The sequence below is a fragment of the Streptomyces durocortorensis genome, from assembly GCF_031760065.1.
Taxonomy (GTDB): Bacteria; Actinomycetota; Actinomycetes; order Streptomycetales; family Streptomycetaceae; genus Streptomyces.
Window position 1 is genome coordinate 2,011,414 of the sequence record NZ_CP134500.1, and the last position, 22,539, is coordinate 2,033,952.

Sequence of the window (22,539 nt, forward strand, 5' to 3'; positions counted from 1 at the left end):
GCACAGGGCCGAATCAGCCAGCCGACGACCTGACCGGTTCTTCCGCCGCACGCCGCACCGCCCGCCGGAAGAAGACCGGCGGGCGGTGCGGTGAAAGGCGAAAAGCGGCTCAGCGACCGTTGAACGCGTCCTTCAGACGGGAGAACAGACCCTGCTGACCTGGCTGGAACTGGCCGGTGGGCCGCTCCTCACCCCGCAGCTTCGCCAGCTCCCTCAGCAGCCGCTCCTGCTCCGGGTCGAGCTTGGACGGGGTGATCACCTCGACGTGCACGATCAGGTCGCCCCGGCCGCCGCCGCGCAGATGTGTGATCCCGCGCCCGTGCAGCGGCACGGACTGGCCGGACTGGGTGCCGGGCCGGATGTCGATCTCCTCCAGGCCGTCCAGCGTCTCCAGCGGGCACTTGGTGCCCAGGGCCGCCGCCGTCATGGGGATGGTGACCGTGCAGTGCAGGTCGTCGCCGCGCCGCTGGAACACGGAGTGCGGCAGCTCGTGGATCTCGACGTAGAGGTCGCCGGGCGGGCCGCCGCCGGGGCCGACCTCGCCCTCACCGGCGAGCTGGATACGGGTGCCGTTGTCGACGCCCGCGGGGATCTTGACCGTGAGCGTGCGGCGCGAGCGGATGCGGCCGTCACCGGCGCACTCCGGGCACGGCGTCGGCACGACCGTACCGAAGCCCTGGCACTGCGGGCAGGGCCGCGAGGTCATGACCTGGCCCAGGAAGGACCGGGTGACCTGCGAGACCTCGCCGCGGCCGCGGCACATGTCACAGGTCTGGGCGGAGGTGCCGGGGGCCGCGCCCTCGCCGCTGCACGTGTTGCAGACGACCGCCGTGTCGACCTGGATGTCCTTGGTGGTGCCGAAGGCCGCCTCGGCGAGGTCGATCTCCAGCCGGATCATGGCGTCCTGGCCGCGCCGGGTGCGCGAGCGGGGCCCGCGCTGCGAGGCCGTTCCGAAGAACGCGTCCATGATGTCGGAGAAGTTGCCGAAGCCTCCGGCACCGAAACCGCCCGCGCCGCCGCCACCGCCGTTGGCGGAGAGCGGGTCGCCGCCGAGGTCGTAGACCTGCTTCTTCTGCGGGTCCGACAGCACCTCGTAAGCGGCGTTGATCTCCTTGAACCGCTCCTGGGTCTTCGGGTCCGGGTTGACATCCGGATGCAGCTCGCGGGCGAGCCGACGGAATGCCTTCTTGATCTCGTCCTGCGATGCGTCGCGGCGTACGCCGAGTACGGCGTAGTAGTCGGTGGCCACTTACGACTCCGCCAGGATCTGTCCGACGTAACGTGCCACTGCGCGTACCGCTCCCATCGTTCCGGGGTAGTCCATGCGGGTCGGTCCGACCACGCCGAGTTTGGCGACTGCTTCGTCGCCCGAACCGTAGCCGACCGCGACGACGGACGTGGAGTTGAGCCCCTCGTGGGCGTTCTCGTGCCCGATCCGTACGGTCATGCCCGAGTCCGTGGCCTCACCCAGCAGCTTCAGCAGGACGACCTGTTCCTCCAGTGCTTCCAGCACCGGCCGGATCATCACCGGGAAGTCGTGTCCGAAGCGGGTGAGGTTGGAGGTGCCGCCGATCATCAGCCGCTCCTCCGTCTCCTCGACCAGGGTTTCGAGAAGAGTGGAGAGAACCGTGGAGACCGTCCCCCGGTCCTCGCTGTCGAAGGATTCCGGCAGCTCCCGCACCAGCCGCGGGACATCCGCGAAGCGTCGTCCGACGACCCGGCTGTTGAGCCGGGCCCGCAGATCCGCGAGCGATGCCTCACCGAACGGCGCGGGACAGTCGATCATACGCTGCTCGACCCGGCCGGTGTCCGTGATCAGGACCAGCATCAGCCGGGCGGGGGCCAGCGACAGCAGCTCCACGTGCCGCACCGTCGAGCGGGTCAGCGAGGGGTACTGCACGACGGCGACCTGCCGGGTCAGCTGCGCGAGCAGCCGCACGGTCCGGCCGACGACATCGTCGAGGTCGACCGCGCCGTCCAGGAAATTCTGGATGGCCCGGCGCTCGGGCGAGGACAGCGGCTTGACGCCCGCGAGCTTGTCGACGAAGAGGCGATACCCCTTGTCGGTCGGGATGCGTCCCGCGCTCGTGTGCGGCTGCGCGATGAAGCCCTCGTCCTCCAGCACCGCCATGTCGTTGCGGACGGTGGCCGGGGAGACGCCCAGCCGGTGCCGCTCGGTGAGCGCCTTGGAGCCGACGGGCTCCTCGGTGCCGACATAGTCCTGGACGATGGCGCGCAGCACTTCGAGTCTGCGTTCGCTGAGCATCGCGCACACCTCCAGCTGTCGTTCTCCGGTCCCTGTCTGGCACTCGGTGCGTACGAGTGCCAGCAATCCCCCGGTCAGTGTACGGGGGCGGGGTGGGGCGTGGGCAAGGGCGACCGGCCAGGTCCCGGCGGGAGACCGCAGGTCGTTGCCGATAGCGTCGCCGTATGGACGTCGCTTGGGAAGACTTCGGCTGGGAGCGGTTGGGCAACGGTATCGGCCGACGGCGGCTCCCCGGCTGGGACGCCACCGTCGCGCTGGTCGCCGGGACGGAGGGCGTGCTGCTCCACGACACGGGTTCGACGCTGCGCGAGGGCGTCGAGCTGCGGCGGCAGGCCGAGGCGCTGCTCGGTCGCAGGGTGACGCATATCGCACTGAGCCACCCTCATTTCGATCACGTACTGGGCACGGCGGCGTTCGCCGGGGCCCAGGTGTACGGGTCGGCGGGCCTCACGGCCCTGCTGCGGGACAGGGGGCAGGAGCTGTACGCGTCGGCGGTGCACCACGGGGTGCCGGAGGACGAGGCGGCCGGGTCGGCGGACACGCTGGTGGCCCCGCGCCACGAGGTGCACGGCGAGCGGACGCTGGATCTGGGCGGCGGCCGCCGGGTGCTGCTGGCCGACCTGGGCCCCGCGCACAGCAGCCACGACCTCGCGGTGCTGGTGCCGGGGGCGGGCCCGGACCCGGCGGTGGTGCTCTGCGGTGATCTGGTCGAGGAGTCGGGCGAACCGCAGGCGGGCCCGGACGCGGTCACCTCGCGCTGGCCGGCCGCGCTGGACCGGCTGCTGGAGCTGGGCGGCGAGGACGCGGTGTACGTACCGGGGCACGGGGCGGCTGTCGACGCGGCGTTCGTCCGGGCGCAACGGGCGGCACTGGCGGAGCGGTTCGCGGTGGCGTGAGGTCGTGGCATGCGGCTGCGGCGTGAGGATTCCCACGGTGGCGGAACGGCTCCCTGAGGGTCGCGGCGTGAGGTTTGTCGCGCCGGTGTGACGATTATCGTCGGGGCATGCGCAGCTACCAGCCGGACCTGACCCCGCCGTGGAAGCGGTCCGCCCCCGTGCCCGAGGTCCCCGCCGAGCCCGATCTGGTCGTGGAGGAGGTCGCCACCGGCTTCTGCGGGGCGGTGATCCGCTGCGAGAAGACGGCCCAGGGGCCCACGGTCACCCTGGAGGACCGCTTCGGCAAGCACCGGGTGTTCCCGATGGAGGCCCGCGGCTTCCTGCTGGAGGGCAAGGTCGTCACACTGGTACGCCCGTCGGCGGGCGGTCCGGTGCGCCCCGCCCGTACGGCCTCCGGTTCGGTGGCGGTGCCCGGTGCGCGGGCCCGGGTGGCGCGGGCCGGGCGGATCTATGTGGAGGGCCGGCACGACGCGGAGCTGGTCGAGCGGGTGTGGGGCGACGACCTGCGCATCGAGGGCGTGGTCGTGGAGTACCTGGAGGGCATCGACGACCTTCCCGCGATCGTCGGGGAGTTCGCACCGGGTCCTGACGCGCGGCTGGGGGTGCTGGTGGACCATCTGGTGCCCGGCTCCAAGGAGTCCCGGATCGCCGAGCGGGTGACCGGTGCTCATGTGCTGGTGGTGGGGCACCCGTACATCGACGTGTGGGAGGCGGTGAAGCCGTCCTCGGTCGGGATCGGCGCCTGGCCGGTCGTACCGCGCGGGCAGGACTGGAAGACGGGGGTGTGCCGGGCGCTGGGGTGGCCGGAGAACACCGGGGCGGCCTGGCAGCACATTCTGTCGAAGGTGCACAGCTACAAGGATCTTGAACCACAACTCCTGGGCCGCGTGGAGGAATTGATCGACTTCGTCACCCTTCCGGCCTGATGTCCAGGGCCTGACACCGGTCTGATGTGGGCCTGACCGCGCCCCCTCCAGGACGATCATGTGCCGATCCCTGTGAATGCCTGCGCCCCACGCGCACCATCGGTTATTGAGGGTGGGGACACGGGCTCATGGACACACGGGGGAAGGGCACGGGGCGATGGCGCGCGAGGTCTGGCGGGACAGTGCGGACAATGAGGCGGCCTCCGCCGTCTTCCACCTGATGCAGCAGCTGATCGACCGGTACCGGGTGAACCGGCCGGTGATGCCGCTCGTGGTCGCCCAGGCGGCGGACGCCGGGGCCGGGCCGGAGATCGACGCCCGGGTCGAGCGGCTCGTCCACCAGGTGCATCAGGCCAACGAGCTGCGCCGGGTGCCGGTGCGGCTGCTGGACGGCGACGGGGCCACACCGTACGAAGCGGCGCTCGACATGGTGCGCACGCTGTCCGAGAAGCCGTGGGAGACCCGCGAGAACGCCCAGTACAAGCCGTTCCCCTTTCCGCGCTCCCGGCTGCTCGGGGCGGTCGAGCAGGCGACCGCGACGGTGGTCGAGCAGTCCGGCGGCGGCGCGGAGGGGGTGCGCGAGGAAAGGATTCTGGAGCAGCTGAGCCGGTTGCGCTGGCGGGCGGACCGGCCGCGCCGGGGCAACTGGTGGGACTCGCTGCGGGATTCGGTGCGGCCGGAGACCTTCGTCGGCGCGCTGTTCATCGCGCTGCTCAGTGTGCTGTTCGGGGAGATCGACTGGCTGCTGACGGCCCTGGTGGCGGCGGGCGCGCTGATCGCCCTGGCCGTCGCGGGGCTGCTGACCCGGGCCGCGCCGCCGCTGCTGTGGCTGCGCCGGGCCAGCCGCTGGTTCGCCACCACCTCCTCACTGGCTGCCTCCAGCACCGGCTATCCCTCGGACGGCTGGTCGTGGTTCTCGCCGAGCGGTTCGTGGCGGGTGATCCGGGCTCGGGCGGCGGCGGTCGCGGAGCGGGTGGCGGACGCGGGGGCGGGCGACGAGCACGCGCGCCAGTTCCATCTGGAGCTGCGGGTGCAGGCGCTGCTGGAGGACCTGCGGCACGCCTACCGGCCGCACGCGCTGGACTGGCGGCGCAGCAAGCGCACGGTGCCGCCGGTGGTGTTCCTGCCCCGGGCCACCCAGGACGACGGCGGCATCCTGCTGATCAACGCGATCAACAACGTACGGTCGCGGCGCAGTGAGGTCGATCCGCTGCTGCTGCTCGCCTCGCTGCCGGCCGCCGAGATCATGCGGCACACTCCGCCGCTGCCCCCGGAGCGGCCGGGTCCCGGCGCGCCGACCGGTGCGTCGGGGGCCCGGGCCAGATACGAGCGATGGGTCGACGATCTGAGCCTGGGGCAGTCGCCGGTGGCGGCCGCGACGCTGGCGTGGGTGCTGCGGCTGCCGCTGTCCACGGAGAAGCTGACCCACGAGCACGCCCACGCCCAGCTGGTGACCTACCGGGTGCGGCGCACCTGGGCGTGGTGGGTGATGTCGCGGGCGAGCATCGCGCTGGTCGTGGTGGGCAGCCTGCTGGGGGCGTTCCTGTGGGCCGGGCACTGGCGGGAGACGTACTGCCACGGCCCGCTGACCGACCGCAACACGGACGCGATCTGGGCCGGGGCCGACGGGGACCGGGAGTGCGTCGGGGTGGCGACCGCGCCCGAGGTGCGGTTCGCACGCGGCAACGGCCTGGAGCTGAACGGGGCCGGGAAGGGGATCACGTTCGACCGGATCGAGCGGGCGATCCGCGAGGAGAACGCGGACATCGAGCCGGGCGACCGGTACGTCACGGTCATCTACGCCGGTCCGCTCACCTCCACGGGCAGGGACCGCGAGGAGACCCGCAAGGGCCTGGAGGAGCTGACCGGCGTCTACCTCCAGCAGCGGGCGGTGAACAAGACCGTGCGGCGGTCGGTCAAGCTGCGGGTGCTCACCGCCAACGGCGGCGAGGACATGCTGCGGCAGCTCACCGCCGTCCGCAAGATCATCGAGGTGGCGGAGCGTGACCCCACGGTGGTCGGCGTGGTGGGCCTGGGCCGTAACACCGACGAGAGCGACGACGCGGCGGCGCTGCTGCGCGACGCCGGGCTGCCGCTGGTCAACACGACGAACTCCAGCAGCGACCTCCCCCGCCGGTACCCCAACTACTTCGGTCTCGCGGCGACGGACGAGGAGCAGACGTACGCGCTGGGGCTGGTCGCCGGGCAGATCGCGAAGACCATGGAGGCCCCGCACTCGATCGTGCTGTCGCGCCGGGCCCGGAACGGGGACAAGGACCGCTACACCGCCGAGCAGCGGGCCGCGGGCAAGGAGATGCTCCGGGACGCGGGCTTCACGCTGGGCCGGGACGTGGAGTACGGCCTCGCGGGCGGCGCCAGTCTCAACGCCCCGCTGACCACCATCTGCCAGGCCGAGCGGGTCCCGGACGCGCTGTACTTCGCGGGGCGCGTCGAGGACGTACGGACCCTGATGCGGGGCCTGTCGGAGACCACCGGGTGCTCGGACCGGCGGATGACGGTGTTCACGGGCGACGATCTAACGAAGAGCACGTTCAGCGACAGCACGTCCATCGCGACGAACGTCACGCTCTACCACAGCTCGCTCGCCCCGCTGGACCGGGGAAAGAACCTCGGCTTCTACGGGGACGCGCACCGCACCCTGCGGGCCCTGCACCCGGAGGGCCAGGTCACGAGCCTGGCCTCGGGGCGGCCTGCGTACGAGGACGAGCTGTTCGCCAGCGGGCAGACCGTCATCGCCTACAGCGCGACGGCGGCCCTGTACGACGCCGCCGCACGCGGGGACGCCCCCCGGAGCGCCGCCGAGACGTGGGCGACGCTGCACACGGTGGACCTGAACAACATGCCCACGGGAACGATCTCGTTCAGCCGGGCGAAGGCCTCGGTCTCCGACAACGTGCACGGCCTGAACATAGTCAAGGTGGTCCGCCCCGGGCCGACCGCCGAGCGGACCCTCGTCTGCGGCAAGCCCGCCGGGGTCGCACCGCCGCTGACGGCGAAGGACTGCAAGCCGTGAGAGGGCGCGCCGGGATCAGTCGACGAGGTCGCGGACGACGGCGTCGGCCAGGAGCCGCCCGCGCAGGGTGAGGACCGCGCGGCCCTCTTCGTACGGCCGCGGCTCCAGCAGGCCGTCGGCCAGGGCACGGTGGGAGGCGGCGAGGCCGTCGGGTTTCAGGAGGGAGAGCGGGCAGCCCTCGCGAAGCCGCAGCTCCAGCAGGATGCGCTCGACCCTGCGGTCCTCATCGGCGAGGATCTCGCGGCCCGCGCCGGGCGACCTGCCCTCGGCGAGCGCCTGCGCGTACGCGCCCGGGTGCTTCACGTTCCACCAGCGGACCCCGCCGACGTGGCTGTGGGCTCCGGGGCCCGCGCCCCACCAGTCGGCGCCGCGCCAGTACAGCTCGTTGTGGAGGCAGCGGCCCGCCTCGGTGGTGGCCCAGTTGGAGACCTCGTACCAGTCGAACCCGGCGGCGGCGAAGGCCTCGTCCGCGATCAGATAGCGGTCGGCGTGGGCGTCGTCGTCGGTCATGGGGATCTCGCCGCGCCGGATGCGGCGGGCGAGCTGGGTGCCCTCCTCGACGATGAGCGCGTACGCGGAGACGTGGTCGGGGCCCGCGCCGATCGCCGCGTCCAGGGTGGCCCGCCAGTCGTCGTCCGACTCGCCGGGGGTGCCGTAGATCAGATCGAGGTTGACGTGGTCGAAGCCCGCGGCCCGCGCCTCGGCGACACAGGCCTCGGGGCGGCCGGGGGTGTGCGTGCGGTCCAGGATCTTCAGGACGTGCTGCTTGGCGCTCTGCATTCCGAAGGAGACCCGGTTGAAGCCGCCCTCGCGCAGCGCGGAGAGATAGGCCGGATCGACGGACTCCGGATTGGCCTCGGTGGTGATCTCCGCGTCCTCGGCGAGCCCGAACTCGTCCCTGATCGCCGCCAGCATCCGTACGAGGTCGGCGGCGGGCAGCAGGGTGGGGGTGCCGCCGCCGACGAAGACCGTACGGACAGGGCGGAGGTCGTCGCCGAGGACCTCGCGAGCCTGGCGGACCTCCTCGATCAGGTGGGCGGCGTAGTTGTCCCGGGAGGCCAGGGCGCCGCCGGAGCCGCGCAGCTCGGTGGCGGTGTAGGTGTTGAAGTCGCAGTAGCCGCAGCGGGTGGCGCAGTACGGAACGTGCAGGTAGAAGCCGAGCGGGCGGTCGGCTGCGCCTTCCAGGGCATGGCGGGGCAGCGCCCCGTCGTCGGGCACGGGCTCACCATCGGGCAGTACGGAAGGCATAGGGACCATTGTCGCTCGCCGCGGGAGTCCGCCGGACCGGGCCGCCTTTCACCGGCACGCTTCAGTCCGCGTGCAGCACCAGCAGGGCCACGTCGTCGTCCGGCGGCTGCTCGGCGAACTCGTGAACCGCACGTCGGATGCGCTCGGCCGTCGCGTCGGCGGGCAGCCCGGCGCACCCTGCGAGCACCCGGGCCAGCCCGTCCCCGTCGTCGAACATCAGCGGGCCCGACCGCCGCTCGGTCACCCCGTCGGTGACGCAGAGCAGGCTGTCCCCGGGCGCCAGGTCGAAGGTCTGGCTCTCGTACGCCACCTCCTCCAGCACCCCCAGCAGCACCTGCGGCTCGGCCGCCGGGCGTACGGAGCCGTCGGGCCGCAGCAGCAGGGGCAGCGGATGCCCGGCGCTGGCCACCGTGCAGCGGACCCCGCCGCCGGCCAGCGGCACGACCTCCCCGTACAGCAGGGACAGGAACCGGGACTGCGAGCCGTCGTGGAGCTGCTGTCCCCCGGCGGCGGCGACCATCAGGGCGGCTGCCTCGGCGGCCTCCATGGCGTCGTCGAGGAGCAGCCGGTTGAGCCGGTCCAGCACCTCTCCGACGCCGAAGCCCTCCCGGGAGAGCAGCCGCAGCCAGGGGCGGGCGAGGCCGGTGACGACGGCGGCCTCGGGGCCTGAGCCCTGGACGTCGCCGAGGACGAAGCACCAGCGGTCGCCGGGGCACGGGAAGACGTCGTAGAAGTCGCCGCCGACCACTCCGTCGTCGCTCGGTTCGTAGACGAGGGCGCTGGTGACGCCGGGGATGTCGGCGACCTTGCTGGGGAGCAGGCCGCGCTGGAGGATGCGGCTGATGGTGGCCTGCCGGGTGTACGCGCGGGCCGCGCCGACGGCGAGGCCGAGGCGACGTACGAAGTCCTCGATGAGTGACGCGACCGCCTCCGGGACCTGGGCGACGCCTTCACGCCCGACTAGGACGGTCCCGAGCGCGCGGCCGCCGGCGGTGATCCGGAAGGCGAGCGCGGCGCCGTCGCGGCTGCCGGGGTGCGAGGGCGGGGTGTACTCGCGGACCGCCTCGGCGTGGTGGGCGTCCCAGGCGTGGTGGATGTCGTCGCCGTGACGGGCGTCCTCGGTGTGGCGGGCGTCCCCGGCATGGTGGATGCCTTCGCCGTGACGGGCGTCTTCGCCGCGGTGGGCGGGCCAGGGCACGGGGACGGATACAGGGCCGGAGCCTATACCGGCCGGGAGGCGTAGGGGTTCCCTCTCCAGGGCCGTACGCAAGGGCTCGGCGCCGGTCTCGTCGCTGTGCCAGACCCGGGCGAGCCGGGGTTCGGCGGCCGGTCCCCCGCCCTCGGCCTCCAGCCAGATCGCGCACCAGTCCGCGAGGCGGGGCACCAGCAGCTGGCCCGCTATGGCGGCCACCAGGTCCTCGTCGAGCTGCCCGGCGAGCAGGTCGGACGCCTCGGCGAGGAAGGCCGGGGCGCCCCGGCCGTCCCAGACCGCGTCGTCGCGTTCGGTGCGCCGGGCGGCGGGGGCGAGGATCCGGGCGGCGCGCAGACCACGCCGGAGGGCGTCCTGGTCGGGCCGGGCGGGCGGGCCACTCCAGTCGTCGACGGGGAGGCGGGCCCAGACGGTCTTGAGGCCGGTGCGGTAGGTGATGCCCCAGGACTCGGCGAGGGAGGCGACGAGCTGGAGCCCCCGGCCGTACTCGGCGGGGTCGGGCGGGGCGGCGGGGGCCTCGACGGGCGGTTCGTCGCCGCTCACCGGGCGGGCCGGGTGGTGGTCGGTGACCTCCAGCACGAGGGCGGCCGTCGGCTCCTCGCCACCCGCCACCTCCGGCCCGGGGACCTCAAACCTCAGCACGAGGTCGACCGTGGTCCCGGCGTGCACGACGGCGTTGGTGACCAGCTCATTGGTGACGGTCACGGCATCGTCCGCGAGCCGGTCGTTGAAGCCCACGGCAGCGGGCACCCCGAGCCCGGTCCACTCCGCGAGCGCCGCCCGCACGAACCGGCGGGCGGCGGACGGGGCGAGGGGTGTTCCGGGCAGGCTGGTGCGGCTGACCGGGCACGGGCCGTGTGCGTACCCGGCACGAGTGGTACCGGGACGCTGCACGGTGTCCCGCTGCAAGGGGATGGGTGCCACAGTGCGGCTCCTACGGGTCCGACGACTCCGACAGAGTGACAGACCGGACGCACCCATAAGCACCGAGTTACCGAAGTGGTCGGAAAATCGAGCGGGGTCGAACGCAAGGCTTCGCGAAAGCTCGCACGGCCGAACACCGGAGCAGCAGCCGCGCGGCTTTCGGCGACCCTCGGCCGCACTCGCCGCGGCGCGCGCAGGATGCCCGCACGCCAAAGCCGGTACGGGCGGGGTCGCCGCACGTGGACCGTCGTGCGAGCGGTGCCGCGCGTGGCCGGTCTCACCGTCCCCGCCGGGCCTGAAGCGCCTCGGGGGACCGTGCGGTGCACGTGCAGCGGGCGGGGAACCCGGGCCCGTGAGGGTCCGGACTCCCCGCCCGTGCCGGTCCGGGGCCGAGCCCCCGGACGGTTCGTGGTGGAGCCGACGGCTCCTACGCCTCGCGCGAGCCCGCGTACATCTCGTCGATGAGCCCCTGGTACTCCCGCTCGACGACCGGCCGCTTCAGCTTGAGGCTGGGGGTCAGCTCGCCGTGCTCGACGTCCAGGTCACGCGGCAGGAGGCGGAACTTCTTGATGGTCTGCCAGCGCTGAAGGCCCTCGTTGAGACGCTTGACGTAGCCGTCGATGAGCTCGACGGTCTTCGGGGCGGCGACGACCTCCGCGTACGACTTGCCCTCCAGGCCGTTCTCGGCGGCCCAGCCGAGGATGGTGGGGCCGTCGAGGGCGATGAGCGCGGTGCAGAAGTTCCGGTCCGCGCCGTGCACCAGGATGTTGGAGACGAACGGGCAGACCGCCTTGAACTGGCCCTCGACCTCCGCCGGGGCGACGTACTTGCCGCCCGACGTCTTGATCAGGTCCTTCTTGCGGTCGGTGATGCGCAGGTAGCCGTCGGCCGAGAGCTCGCCGATGTCCCCGGTGTGGATCCAGCCGTCCGACTCCAGGACCTCGTCGGTCTTGTCGGGCAGCTTGTGGTAGCCCTCCATGACGCCGGGGCCGCGCAGCAGGATCTCGCCGTCGTCCGCGATGCGCACCTCGGTGCCGGGGAGCGGCTTGCCGACGGTGCCGGTGCGGTAGGCCTCGCCCGGGTTGACGAAGGAGGCGGCGCTGGTCTCGGTGAGGCCGTAGCCCTCCAGGATGTGGACCCCGGCGCCCGCGAAGAAGTAGCCGATGTCCGGGGCGAGGGCGGCGGAGCCGGAGACGCAGGCGCGCAGCCGGCCGCCGAAGGCCTCGCGGATCTTGGAGTAGACGAGCGCGTCGGCGACCTTGTGCTTGGCACCGAGCGCGAAGGGGACGGACGCCTTGCCGGTGCGGCGGAAGTTGTCCTGGGAGACCTTGGCGTACTCGCGGGCGACCCCGGCCGCCCACTGGAAGATCTTGTACTTGGCGGCGCCGCCCGCACGGGCCTTGGAGGCGACCCCGTTGTAGACCTTCTCGAAGATCCGGGGCACGGCGGCCATGTAGGTCGGCTGGACGACCGGCAGATTCTCGATGATCTTGTCGATGCGGCCGTCGACGGCGGTGACGTGGCCGACCTCGATCTGCCCGGAGGTGAGGACCTTGCCGAAGACGTGGGCGAGCGGCAGCCAGAGGTACTGCACGTCCCCCGCGGTGATCAGCCCGGTCGCCACGGTGGCCTTGGCCATGTACGACCAGTTGTCGTGCGGCAGCCGTACGCCCTTGGGGCGACCGGTGGTGCCCGAGGTGTAGATGAGGGTGGCCAGCTGGTCGGACGTGATGGCGGCGACCCGCTCGGTGACCGCGTCCGGCGTCTTGGCGAGAAGCTCGGCGCCCCGGGCCTCCAGGTCGGCGAGCGTGATGATCCAGCCCTCGGGGTCGCCCTCGGCCGGCTCGACCCCGGCCGGGTCGATGACCACGACATGGGCGAGGTTCGGCAGGTCGGCGCGGGTCTCCCGGGCCTTGGCCAGCTGCTCGGCGTCCTCCGCGATGAGCACCCGGCTCTCGGAGTCGGCCAGGATGAACGCGGACTCCTCCGCGTTCGTGGACGGGTAGATCGTGGTGGTCGCGGCGCCCGCGCACATCACCCCGAGGTCGATGAGGATCCACTCCACCCGGGTGGCGGAGGAGAGGGCGACCCGCTCCTCCGACCGTACGCCGAGCGTGATCAGACCGGCGGCGATGGCGTAGACCCGCTCGGCGGCCTGTCCCCAGGTCAACGACTTCCAGTCGTCGGGACCCTCGCCCGAAGCGGACGGCACCGGATAGCGGTACGCCTCCCCGTCGGGGGTGGCCGCCACGCGGTCGATGAAGAGGGCCGCCACGGAGGGCGGCCGGTTATCGATCAAAGTCTGTGTGTCGCTCACGACGTCCTCCGGGCCTGCGGCATTGCTACGACCGGCTTCTTTGATACGGCGACTGCTGATGTTCCTGTGCTGCGCAACCTGCTTGTTCGGCTTGTTTAACTGGCCAGTAACCATCGAGTCGTGATCAGAGTAGAGCGCACTCGTCCACCACGTAAGAGGCAACGGGCCGCCGCTTTCATAACGAAAGGGCCCTCACCACCGCACGGTACTGCGGTGATGAGGACCCTCGGGCTTCGACGCGGGGCCGCATTCCTGCCTTGTCCCCGGCTGCTTCCCGCCCTTGCTCTCCCGGCTTCTTCGTGCCTTGCTCTCCCGGGCTACTTCTTGCCCTTGCTCTCCCCGGCGGACTCGTCGGTGGACAGGACGGAGATGAAGGCATCCTGCGGCACCTCCACGTTGCCGACCATCTTCATCCGCTTCTTGCCCTCCTTCTGCTTCTCCAGCAGCTTCCGCTTACGGGAGATGTCACCGCCGTAGCACTTGGCGAGGACGTCCTTGCGGATGGCGCGGACGGTCTCACGGGCGATGACCCGGGAGCCGATGGCCGCCTGGATCGGCACCTCGAAGTTCTGCCGCGGGATGAGCTTCTGGAGCTTGGCGACGAGCCGGACACCGTACGCGTACGCCTTGTCCTTGTGGGTGACCGCGGAGAACGCGTCCACCTTGTCGCCGTGCAGCAGGATGTCGACCTTGACGAGGTGGGCCGACTGCTCGCCGGTGGGCTCGTAGTCGAGGGAGGCGTAACCCCGCGTCTTGGACTTCAGCTGGTCGAAGAAGTCGAAGACGATCTCGGCGAGCGGCAGGGTGTAGCGGATCTCGACCCGGTCCTCGGAGAGGTAGTCCATGCCGAGCAGGGTGCCGCGCCGGCTCTGGCACAGCTCCATGATCGCGCCGATGAACTCGCTGGGGGCCAGCACCGTGGCGCGCACGACCGGCTCGTGCACCTTGTCGATCTTCCCCTCGGGGAACTCGCTCGGGTTGGTGACGATGTGCTCGGTGCCGTCCTCCATCTCGACCCGGTAGACCACGTTGGGCGCGGTGGCGATCAGGTCGAGGCCGAACTCGCGCTCCAGCCGCTCGCGGACCACGTCCAGGTGGAGCAGGCCGAGAAAGCCGACGCGGAAGCCGAAGCCGAGCGCGGCGGAGGTCTCCGGCTCGTAGACCAGGGCGGCGTCGTTGAGCTGGAGCTTGTCGAGCGCCTCGCGCAGGTCGGGGTAGTCCGAGCCGTCCAGCGGATACAGCCCCGAGAAGACCATCGGCTTCGGGTCCTTGTAACCGCCCAGCGCCTCGGTCGCCCCGTTGCTCAGCGAGGTGATCGTGTCACCGACCTTGGACTGCCGTACGTCCTTCACACCGGTGATGATGTAGCCGACCTCGCCCACGCCGATGCCGTCGGCCGGGGTCATCTCCGGGGAGGAGACGCCGATCTCCAGCAGCTCGTGGGTGGCGCCGGTCGACATCATCCTGATGCGCTCGCGCTTGTTGAGCTGACCGTCGACGACACGGACGTAGGTGACGACACCGCGATACGGGTCGTAGACCGAGTCGAAGATCATCGCGCGGGCGGCGGCGTCCGCGACCCCGACCGGGGCCGGAACATCCCGCACGACCCGGTCGAGCAGCGCGTCCACGCCCACGCCGGTCTTGGCGGAGACCTTGAGCACGTCCTCGGGCTGGCAGCCGATGAGGTTGGCCAGCTCCTCGGAGAACTTCTCCGGCTGTGCGGCCGGCAGGTCGATCTTGTTGAGCACCGGGACGATGGTGAGGTCGTTCTCCATCGCCAGGTAGAGGTTGGCCAGTGTCTGGGCCTCGATGCCCTGAGCGGCGTCGACCAGCAGGACCGTGCCCTCGCAGGCCGCGAGCGAACGGGAGACCTCGTAGGTGAAGTCCACGTGGCCCGGGGTGTCGATCATGTTGAGGACATGGGTCCGGCTCTGGTCCTCGCCCTCGGTGGGCGCCCAGGGCAGCCGGACCGCCTGGGACTTGATGGTGATGCCGCGCTCGCGCTCGATGTCCATCCGGTCGAGGTACTGAGCACGCATCTGCCGCTGGTCGACCACTCCGGTCAGCTGAAGCATCCGGTCGGCGAGGGTCGACTTGCCGTGGTCGATGTGCGCGATGATGCAGAAATTGCGGATCAGCGCCGGGTCGGTACGGCTCGGCTCTGGCACGTTGGAAGGAGTCGCGGGCACGCAGGGTCCTGATTCTTGAGACGCCGAACGCCGTGTCTCGGGTCGATGTCGGGTCGGTCGGATCGATACGTAGGCTCCATCGTCCCACGCCTGCGGGACAGCGACCGGTTTGGGCCGGTCCGAGGGCGACTGCTACCGTGGACAGCTGTGCCTCGTGGCTCTCATCAGCGGCGTGGCGCACATAGAAGATCCAACGAACCTGAAAAGGCTCTTTCGTGGCGAACATCAAGTCCCAGATCAAGCGGAACAAGACCAACGAGAAGGCGCGCCTGCGCAACAAGGCCGTCAAGTCGTCGCTCAAGACCGCGATCCGCAAGGCCCGCGAGGCCGTCGTCGCGGGTGACGTCGAGAAGGCCACCACGGCCGTCCGCGACGCCTCCCGTCAGCTCGACAAGGCTGTCTCGAAGGGTGTCATCCACAAGAACGCCGCCGCCAACAAGAAGTCGGCGCTGGCGTCCAAGGTTGCCTCCCTGCAGGCCTGAGCTTCATCCCGAAGCTCACTGATGTGACCGCCGGAACGGACTCGACGGGCCCTCTCTCCCGTCCCTGACCGGCACCCCGCGCCGCACACCGAACCTGCGTTCGCCACGCGGGTGCGGCGCACCAAGAGTGTGACCCGAAGCCCCGGTCTTCGATCTCCCCAGATCAAGGACCGGGGCTTCGGCATGTGCATATCGGGCCCCGGGGTTGCCCCGGGATATACCTCCGGGGCAACCCCGGGGGGATATCCAGGCCGTCCGGGGGGCCTCCGGACGACGCGGGGACACCCAGCCCGCCCCGGGACACCCAGCCCACTCGGGGCATGCCCAGCCCGTCCGGCGCTTGAGGACGGAACCGGCGCTCACACGAGAGCCCGCACGCAACGGCGAACCCTATGGCGAACCGCCCACCGCGCCCCGAGAGGGCTACCGCCCCGACCTCGCCGCGCGGGCGACCACGACGACGGCCTTCTCCAGGGCGTACTCGGGATCGTCCCCTCCACCCTTCACTCCCGCATCCGCCGCCGCCACGGCCCGCAGGGCCACCGCGACCCCGTCCGGCGTCCACCCCCGCATCTGCTGCCGCACCCGGTCGATCTTCCACGGAGGCATCCCCAGCTCCCGCGCGAGGTCGGCCGGCCGCCCGCCCCGCGCCGAGGACAGCTTCCCGATCGCCCGCACCCCCTGTGCCAGCGCACTGGTGATCAGCACGGGCGCGACCCCGGTCGACAACGACCACCGCAGTGCTTCCAGCGCCTCCGCCGCCCGTCCCTCGACCGCCCGGTCGGCGACGGTGAACGACGACGCCTCCGCCCGCCCCGTGTAGTAACGCCCGACGACCGCCTCGTCGATCGTGCCCTCGACATCCGCGATCAGCTGGGACACCGCACTGGCCAGCTCCCGCAGGTCGCTGCCGATGGAGTCGACCAGCGCCTGACAGGCCTCCGGTGTCGCGGACCGCCCATGGGTCCGGAACTCCGACCGTACGAACGAGAGCCGCTCGGCGGGCTTCGTGGTCTTCGGGCAGGCGACCTCCCGGGCACCCGCCTTGCGCGCCGCGTCCAGGAGCCCCTTGCCCTTGGCCCCGCCCGCGTGCAGCAGGACGAGCGTGATCTCCTCGACCGGCGCACCGAGATACGCCTTGACGTCCTTGACCGTGTCCGCCGCGAGGTCCTGCGCATTGCGCACGATCACGACCTTGCGCTCGGCGAAGAGCGAGGGGCTGGTGAGCTCGGCGAGCGTGCCGGGCTGCAACTGGTCGGACGCCAGATCCCGTACGTCCGTATCGGCATCGGCAGCGCGCGCGGCCGCCACCACCTGCTGCACGGCACGGTCCAGGAGGAGGTCCTCCTGGCCCACAGCGAGCGTGACGGGGGCGAGCGGATCGTCGGTGGAATTCTTCCTGGTGGCCATCGCGATCCAGCATCCCACGGCCCACTGACAGCCGGGGCGCCCCGTCGCCCGGGGGCCCGTGTCCGAGAATGGGCGGGTGAGCGATGTGAGACACGTACTGGTGCTGCCCGACCGCGACGCCGCGGAGGAGGTGGCCGGGGAGCTGGCCGACCGCTTCGGGGTCACCGAGGAGCCTCAGCTCGTACGGGATGCCCTGGCCGGTGAGGACGACGCCGAGGACGCCCAGTGGCTGGTGGTCGTGGAGGACGCGGCCGGGCGCCTGGACCCGGCCGCGCTGGACGCGTTCGTCGCGGAGTACGAGGGGTGGCTGGAGGCCCCGTAACCGGAGCCCCCGTAAGACCTCCCCGGGACTCCGCAGGGCCCGGCCCTCACCCCCTGCCCGCACCCCGGCCCCTCACCCCCGGGGAACGGTCTGGATGTCCAGGTCGATGGCGATGCTGGAGCCCACCGCGGCGATCCCGCGCGCCAGCATCGTCTGCCAGGTGAGCGTGAAGTCCTCGCGGTGCAGTTCGGTGGTGGCCCGGCAGGCGGCGCGCGGATCACCCTCCAAACCGTTGCCGAGACCGAGGTACCTCGTGTCCAGCGTCACCGTGCGGCTGACCCCGTGCAGGGTCAGCGCCCCGGTCACCCCCCAGCGGTTGCCGCCGCGGTGGACGAAGCGCTCGCTGTAGAACTCCAGCGTCGGGTAGCGGCCGACGTCGAGGAAGTCGCCGGAGCGCAGGTGGTCGTCGCGCATCTGCACATTGGTGTCGATCGACGCCGCGTCGATGATCACGTGCATGGCGGAGTCCTCCATGCGGTCGGCGATCCGGACCGCACCGGCGAAGGTGTTGAACCGGCCGTGGATGCGCGCCAGGCCGATGTGCCGGGCGGTGAAGCCGATCTGCGAGTGGTTCGGGTCGATGTCCCATTCGCCGGGAGCGGGCAGCTGCTGAGGCTGGGCCACTTGAAGGGTCACATCTCCCAGGGTGGCGTGCGCCCCTTGGCCGACCGTCGCCGCTCCGTGGAACGGGGTGAAGCCCTCGGCCGTGACCGCGAGCCGGTACTCGCCCGCCGGGACCGTGGCCAGCACGCTGCCGAAGGGGTCCGTCTCGCCACCCACCACCTTGCGCCCCGCCCCGTCCGTGACGACGAACTCGGCCTGCTGGACAGGTTCGTTGACCGGGTCCAGCACCCGGCAACTGAGAACGCCCGCGGAACGGTGCACCCGGACTCCCGCGAGCGCCCCACCGCGCCCCGCGCCTGCCTGGCTCCGGCTTCCCTTGCTTCCCAGCCAACGGCCGAACATCTTCTCCGTACCCCCAGGGGCGCTTCGCACTTCAGGGCCCCTGACAGATGGACGTCGTTGTCGGAGCAGCGGCCCGCCGACGAGCATGCATTCGATCACTGTTGCGGCGTTCGAGGCAAACGGAGTGCATCGTAAGGTCTTGTGCCGAGCTGTACGCAGGTGTTACCTAAGGTCCGAATTTCCGTCCCCCAGGAAGCGTCCCCGGACCTCGGGAACCCGGGAGAGCCGCAGCCCGAAGTGGTCCCGGTAGGCGGCCAGCACCTCCTCGTCCGTGGCCAGCTCCGTACGGTGCCGCTCGCCGCCGACCGTGGTGATCAGGGCCCGTCGGCTCAAGGTCACCCGCCCGGTATCCGTGCACCGTGAGCACACCAGGGAGCGGGTGAAGTGGGAGTCCGGCGAGGTGCGGTGGTACCAGGCCCCGCCCCGGAACTCCGTCAGCGTCCGCGGCCGCAGGTCCAGCCGGAACTGCCGCGAGCCGCCGCGCAGCAGATCCAGGTCCCCCTCCGGCGCCGCCCGGAACCGGAACACACCCCGGGGGTCCTCCTGTTCCGTCAAGTCCGCCAGCGCCAGCGGCCTCAGCGCGTGGTCGCCGAACCCGACGTCCGCCAGCCAGGGCCCCGTACCGTCCTCGGTCTCCACCCGCAGCGCCATGTGGTCGTACGGGATGCCCAGGCGGCCGCCGTCACCGAAGACGCGGGCCTGGAGCAGGCTCACCCGGAAGCCGAGCGCCCGCAGCAACGCGCCGAACGCGCCGTTCAGTTCGTAGCAGAAGCCGCCCCTCCCACCGATCACCTTGTCCAGAAGCGCCTGTTCCTCCAGCACGATGTCCTCACCGAGGTGAATCGACAGATTCTCGAAGGGCACGGACAGCAGGTGCCTGCGCTGGAGCTCGCGCAGCGCCTCGATGTCGGCCCGCGCCGGCCGGTCCGCGCCGATCCGGTCGAGATAGGCGCGGACCGTGCCGTCCGTGACACCGTCGGCCCCGGAGCGGTCGGGGCCCCTGGTCGACGCGAGCGAGGCTGCCGAGGCAGTCGAGGCATCGGAAGCGGCTGAGGTGGTCGACGCAGCTGAGGCGCCTGAGGTGATCGAGGCATCAGAGGCAGCTGAGGTGGTCGAGGCATCGGAGGCCGGGTGTGGCTGTGGCAAGGTCATGGTCCCAGTCTGGTCCGTCCAGAACTCGCGCGCTCGCCTGGTGCTCCGGTCCTAGGCCCCCCCGCCCGAGGCGCCGCACGGTGATCGCTGTCTAGCGTGTCGGCCATGACCGACCACGATCCCGCACGCACCCGGGAACAGCGCAAACAGGACGTCTTCGACCACCTCCGGCAGGACGAGGACGCGTGGGTGGCTACGGCGTCCTCGGACGGCGTCCCCACGCTGGTGCCGTTGTCGTTCCTCTGGGACGACGCCACCGGCACGCTGGTGATGTCGACACGACGGACCAACCCGACCGCCGTCAACGTGACCCCCGGCGGCCCGGTCAGGGTGACCCTCGGCCCCACCCGCGACGTGGTGCTCATCGAAGGCGAGGCGGAGATCGTGGAGGGGGCAGACCTCCCCACAGCCGTGGGCGACGCCTTCGCCACGAAGCTCCGGTGGGACCCGCGCCCCCGCTCCCCCTGGGTGTTCCTGCGCATCACCCCCCAGACCGTGCGCGCCTGGCGCGAGGTGAACGAACTCGCCGACCGCGACCTCATGCTCGCCGGGAAGTGGCTGGTCTGACCCGCACGGTCCGGCCCCGCAGGCGGCGCGGGGGCACAACGCGCGAGCGGAGCGGCGGGCGGACGGCCGACGAACGGCGGGCGGCGGGCGAACAGCGGGTGGGCGGCAGGCGGACGGCGGGACAGACTCCGGCGGTGTCATGACCGGCCCACCGCCCGCAGCTCCTTCCCGGCGCCCGTCACCGCGATCGGGCCGTCGGTGTCGGTGCGCAGGACCCGGGCCCCGGCGACCCTGAGCGCATCGACCGTACGGGGCGCGGGGTGGCCGTACGGGTTGTCCGCCCCGCAGGAGATGAGCGCCAGTCTCGGCCGTGCTCTGTGCAACAGCCCCGCGTCCTGGAACGCCGAACCGTGGTGGGCCACCTTGAGGACATCCACTCGGCCCGGTACCGCCCGGCTGCGCAGCAATTCCCGCTGGGCCGGGGGCTCCAGGTCCCCCAGGAGCAACAGGGTCAGCCCTCCTGCCGCCCGTACGTGCAGGGTGACGCTGGAGTCGTTCGGTTCGCGCACGGCAACTGCCCCGGCCCCCTTCCGCCCCGCTCCCCCGGGTCCGTCGCGCGGCCACAGCACCCGCCAGTCGACCGGGCCCGCCCGGCGGTGCTCACCGGCCACAGCCCGCACCGTCTTGACCCGTGCCGCGGCCGCTGCCCGCCGCACGAACGCGGCCTGTTCGGGCGGTTCTTCGAGGCTCGTCGTCTGGATCGCGCCCACCGTCCTGCCCCGGAGCACACCGGGCAGCCCACGCACATGGTCGGCGTGGAAGTGGGTGAGAACCACGAGCGGCACCCGGGTGACTCCGAGATCGCGCAAACACCTGTCGACCGCACGGGGGTCGGGCCCGGCGTCGACGACCACTCCCGTGCCCTCCCCCGCCGCGAGCACCATCGCATCGCCCTGCCCGACATCGCAGAGCGCGAACGCCCAGTCCGGCGGCGGCCATCCGGTCATGATCCGGGTGAGAGGGACTGGTCGAAGCACCACCAGGACGAGGAGCAGCCCGACGGCCGCACACAGCCAGGGGCGACGGGCAAGCCGGGGTAGCACGAGCACTGTCAGGACCGTGAGACCGGCCAGCAGCGCCGCGCCGGTCCAGCCTCCGGGCCACTCCGCCTCGGCCCCGGGCAGGCCCGCCCCCGTACGGGCGACCGTGGCGATCCAGCCGACCGGCCAGGCCGCGACCTCGGCCAGCAACTCGGCCACCGGCATGGAGACCGGGGCGACCGCGAGGGCCGCGAACCCGAGCACCGTCGCGGGCGCCACCGCGAACTCCGCCAGCAGGTTGCACGGAACCGCCACCAGGCTGACCCGCGAGGCCAGGACCACCACCACCGGCGCGCACACGGCCTGCGCGGCCGCCGCGGCTGCCAGCACCTCGGCGAGCCGGCCCGGCACCCGCCGGGCCTGGAGTGCGGCACTCCACCGGGGCGCGAGCGTCAACAACGCGCCGGTCGCCAGGACCGACAGCAGGAACCCATAACTCCGGGCCAGCCACGGGTCGTACAACACCAGAAGGACAACCGCCGCCGCCAGAGCGGGGATCAGGGACCTCCGGCGCCCGGTCCCGATCGCGAGAAGGGTGATGAGGCCGCACGTGGCCGCGCGCAGCACGCTCGGCTCCGGGCGGCACACCACGATGAACATCAGCGTCAGCGCACCGCCGATCACTGCGGTCCCCCGCAAGGTGATGCCCAACCTGGGTGCCAGGCCACGCCGTTCACTGCTCAGCGCCGCCCCCGGAGGACCGATGAGGAGGAAGAGGAGAATCGAGAGATTCGCCCCGGAAACGGAGAGCAGGTGCGTCAGGTCGGTCGCCTTGAAGGCGTCGTGCAGCTCGGGCGAGACCCTGGAGGTGTCACCGACGACCAGCCCCGGCAGCAACGCCCGCGCGTCCGTGTCGAGACCGTCCGCCGCCTCCCGCAGTCCGGCGCGCAGCTCCCCCGCCGCGCGCTGGATCCATGTCGGCGGCCCCGTGATCCGCGGCACGCCCGCACCGTCCACCCTCAGGACGGCGGCGAGGCGTTCACCCTCGTGCAACGGTGGCGAGAGCCGACCGCTGACCCGGAGCCGGGTGGACGGCAACACCTGCTGCCAGTCCTCCCGGTGGTCACCCGCCGGAACCATGAGCAGCACCGGCGTACGTACCCGGGAGCCCCGGCCGTCGGGCGCCACCATCTCAATGACATCGGCGTCGATCAGGAGAAGGGCCGGGGCGCTGTGGTTGCCCCGCACCGCCGGACGGGCCGGGCGCGGATCGGCGGTCACCCGCACTTCGGCCTCGACCCGCGCGTCCTTCTGCGCCAGCCCCGGAACGGGACCGCGCCGCACATCGGCCCCATGGAACCCCGCCACTGCCGCGCCCGCCGCCGCACAGAGCAGAACGGCCCCGGCAGCGGCCCCTGGCCCAACGCCCCTCCCCTCCCGAGAAGGCGCCCGAAAGGCGACCACCAGCAGAGCGAGCGCCGGTACGGCACAGGCGACGACCACCACGGCCACCCAGCGCCCCGGCAGCCCCAGGGCCCACGCCGCGGCCGCCCAGGTCGCCAGGGCGGGCGGGACGAGCCGCAGGTCCACGGGCCCCTCCGCCCGAGAAGCCTCCTCCCCCGGCACCCCCACGGCACCGCCACTCGC

Annotated in this window: 16 protein-coding genes; 6 read left to right on the forward strand and 10 right to left on the reverse strand. The window is 71.9% G+C overall.

From position 1 onward, the window contains the following. Window positions 1-109: 109 nt before the first annotated feature. Window positions 110-1,249, reverse strand: a complete 1,140-nt coding sequence (gene dnaJ, locus RI138_RS08965; protein WP_311119480.1) for a molecular chaperone DnaJ — start codon at window positions 1,247-1,249, stop codon at window positions 110-112. Further along, window positions 1,250-2,266 carry a heat-inducible transcriptional repressor HrcA gene (gene hrcA, locus RI138_RS08970; RefSeq protein WP_096623323.1) on the reverse strand — a complete coding sequence of 339 codons (1,017 nt, stop codon included), beginning with the start codon at window positions 2,264-2,266 and terminating at the stop codon, window positions 1,250-1,252. It abuts the gene before it with no gap. A 164-nt stretch (window positions 2,267-2,430) separates the two neighbouring features. On the opposite strand from hrcA, the gene RI138_RS08975 reads away from it, so the two are divergent. The 3 genes from RI138_RS08975 to RI138_RS08985 all read left to right on the forward strand — a co-directional run bounded on the left by RI138_RS08975 (window position 2,431) and on the right by RI138_RS08985 (window position 7,122). Further along, complete coding sequence (locus tag RI138_RS08975; protein WP_096623325.1) at window positions 2,431-3,162, forward strand: MBL fold metallo-hydrolase; 732 nt, start codon at window positions 2,431-2,433, stop codon at window positions 3,160-3,162. Between the two features lie 107 nt (window positions 3,163-3,269). Beyond that, the gene (locus RI138_RS08980) at window positions 3,270-4,088 is read left to right on the forward strand and encodes a DUF3097 domain-containing protein (RefSeq protein WP_096623326.1); all 819 of its coding nucleotides are present in this window, start codon (window positions 3,270-3,272) and stop codon (window positions 4,086-4,088) included. A 157-nt stretch (window positions 4,089-4,245) separates the two neighbouring features. After that, window positions 4,246-7,122: an ABC transporter substrate-binding protein gene (locus tag RI138_RS08985; protein WP_311119481.1), complete on the forward strand. Its 2,877-nt coding sequence runs from the start codon at window positions 4,246-4,248 to the stop codon at window positions 7,120-7,122. Window positions 7,123-7,137: 15 nt separating this feature from the next. On the opposite strand, the gene hemW is transcribed toward RI138_RS08985, so the two are convergent. The 4 genes from hemW to lepA all read right to left on the reverse strand — a co-directional run bounded on the left by hemW (window position 7,138) and on the right by lepA (window position 15,013). Next, complete coding sequence (hemW, locus tag RI138_RS08990; protein ID WP_096623329.1) at window positions 7,138-8,379, reverse strand: radical SAM family heme chaperone HemW; 1,242 nt, start codon at window positions 8,377-8,379, stop codon at window positions 7,138-7,140. A gap of 52 nt (window positions 8,380-8,431) precedes the next feature. Next, window positions 8,432-10,504, reverse strand: coding sequence for a SpoIIE family protein phosphatase (locus tag RI138_RS08995; protein ID WP_311119482.1), 2,073 nt, complete (start codon window positions 10,502-10,504; stop codon window positions 8,432-8,434). A gap of 427 nt (window positions 10,505-10,931) precedes the next feature. After that, window positions 10,932-12,821 carry an AMP-dependent synthetase/ligase gene (locus RI138_RS09000; protein ID WP_311119483.1) on the reverse strand — a complete coding sequence of 630 codons (1,890 nt, stop codon included), beginning with the start codon at window positions 12,819-12,821 and terminating at the stop codon, window positions 10,932-10,934. 317 nt (window positions 12,822-13,138) lie between these two features. After that, on the reverse strand, window positions 13,139-15,013 hold the full coding sequence (gene lepA, locus RI138_RS09005) for a translation elongation factor 4 (protein WP_311119484.1): 1,875 nt from the start codon (window positions 15,011-15,013) through the stop codon (window positions 13,139-13,141). 215 nt (window positions 15,014-15,228) lie between these two features. On the opposite strand from lepA, the gene rpsT reads away from it, so the two are divergent. Then, window positions 15,229-15,495, forward strand: coding sequence for a 30S ribosomal protein S20 (rpsT, locus tag RI138_RS09010; RefSeq protein ID WP_003969243.1), 267 nt, complete (start codon window positions 15,229-15,231; stop codon window positions 15,493-15,495). 423 nt (window positions 15,496-15,918) lie between these two features. On the opposite strand, the gene holA is transcribed toward rpsT, so the two are convergent. Beyond that, window positions 15,919-16,905 carry a DNA polymerase III subunit delta gene (gene holA, locus RI138_RS09015; protein ID WP_096623337.1) on the reverse strand — a complete coding sequence of 329 codons (987 nt, stop codon included), beginning with the start codon at window positions 16,903-16,905 and terminating at the stop codon, window positions 15,919-15,921. A 76-nt stretch (window positions 16,906-16,981) separates the two neighbouring features. On the opposite strand from holA, the gene RI138_RS09020 reads away from it, so the two are divergent. Further along, the gene (locus RI138_RS09020; protein WP_096623339.1) at window positions 16,982-17,227 is read left to right on the forward strand and encodes a hypothetical protein; all 246 of its coding nucleotides are present in this window, start codon (window positions 16,982-16,984) and stop codon (window positions 17,225-17,227) included. 72 nt (window positions 17,228-17,299) lie between these two features. Here RI138_RS09020 and RI138_RS09025 read toward each other — a convergent pair whose 3' ends face one another. Both RI138_RS09025 and RI138_RS09030 read right to left on the reverse strand, forming a co-directional pair. Then, on the reverse strand, window positions 17,300-18,193 hold the full coding sequence (locus RI138_RS09025) for a YceI family protein (protein ID WP_311122828.1): 894 nt from the start codon (window positions 18,191-18,193) through the stop codon (window positions 17,300-17,302). A gap of 162 nt (window positions 18,194-18,355) precedes the next feature. Then, window positions 18,356-19,345, reverse strand: coding sequence for an arylamine N-acetyltransferase family protein (locus RI138_RS09030; protein ID WP_311119485.1), 990 nt, complete (start codon window positions 19,343-19,345; stop codon window positions 18,356-18,358). 105 nt (window positions 19,346-19,450) lie between these two features. Here RI138_RS09030 and RI138_RS09035 point away from each other — a divergent pair, with 105 nt between their 5' ends. Next, window positions 19,451-19,912, forward strand: a complete 462-nt coding sequence (locus RI138_RS09035) for a pyridoxamine 5'-phosphate oxidase family protein (RefSeq protein ID WP_311119486.1) — start codon at window positions 19,451-19,453, stop codon at window positions 19,910-19,912. Window positions 19,913-20,049: 137 nt separating this feature from the next. Here RI138_RS09035 and RI138_RS09040 read toward each other — a convergent pair whose 3' ends face one another. Continuing rightward, window positions 20,050-22,476: a ComEC/Rec2 family competence protein gene (locus tag RI138_RS09040; protein WP_398864226.1), complete on the reverse strand. Its 2,427-nt coding sequence runs from the start codon at window positions 22,474-22,476 to the stop codon at window positions 20,050-20,052. Window positions 22,477-22,539 lie beyond the last annotated feature (63 nt).

Excerpts from the sequence above, each read along its gene's own strand:
- hrcA (WP_096623323.1), bottom strand. The coding sequence starts at position 2,266 with ATGCTCAGCGAACGCAGACTCGAAGTGCTGCGCGCCATCGTCCAGGAC.
- RI138_RS08975 (WP_096623325.1), top strand. The coding sequence starts at position 2,431 with ATGGACGTCGCTTGGGAAGACTTCGGCTGGGAGCGGTTGGGCAACGGT.
- RI138_RS08980 (WP_096623326.1), top strand. The coding sequence starts at position 3,270 with ATGCGCAGCTACCAGCCGGACCTGACCCCGCCGTGGAAGCGGTCCGCC.
- RI138_RS08985 (WP_311119481.1), top strand. The coding sequence starts at position 4,246 with ATGGCGCGCGAGGTCTGGCGGGACAGTGCGGACAATGAGGCGGCCTCC.
- hemW (WP_096623329.1), bottom strand. The coding sequence starts at position 8,379 with ATGGTCCCTATGCCTTCCGTACTGCCCGATGGTGAGCCCGTGCCCGAC.
- holA (WP_096623337.1), bottom strand. The coding sequence starts at position 16,905 with ATGGCCACCAGGAAGAATTCCACCGACGATCCGCTCGCCCCCGTCACG.
- RI138_RS09025 (WP_311122828.1), bottom strand. The coding sequence starts at position 18,193 with ATGTTCGGCCGTTGGCTGGGAAGCAAGGGAAGCCGGAGCCAGGCAGGC.
- RI138_RS09030 (WP_311119485.1), bottom strand. The coding sequence starts at position 19,345 with ATGACCTTGCCACAGCCACACCCGGCCTCCGATGCCTCGACCACCTCA.
- RI138_RS09035 (WP_311119486.1), top strand. The coding sequence starts at position 19,451 with ATGACCGACCACGATCCCGCACGCACCCGGGAACAGCGCAAACAGGAC.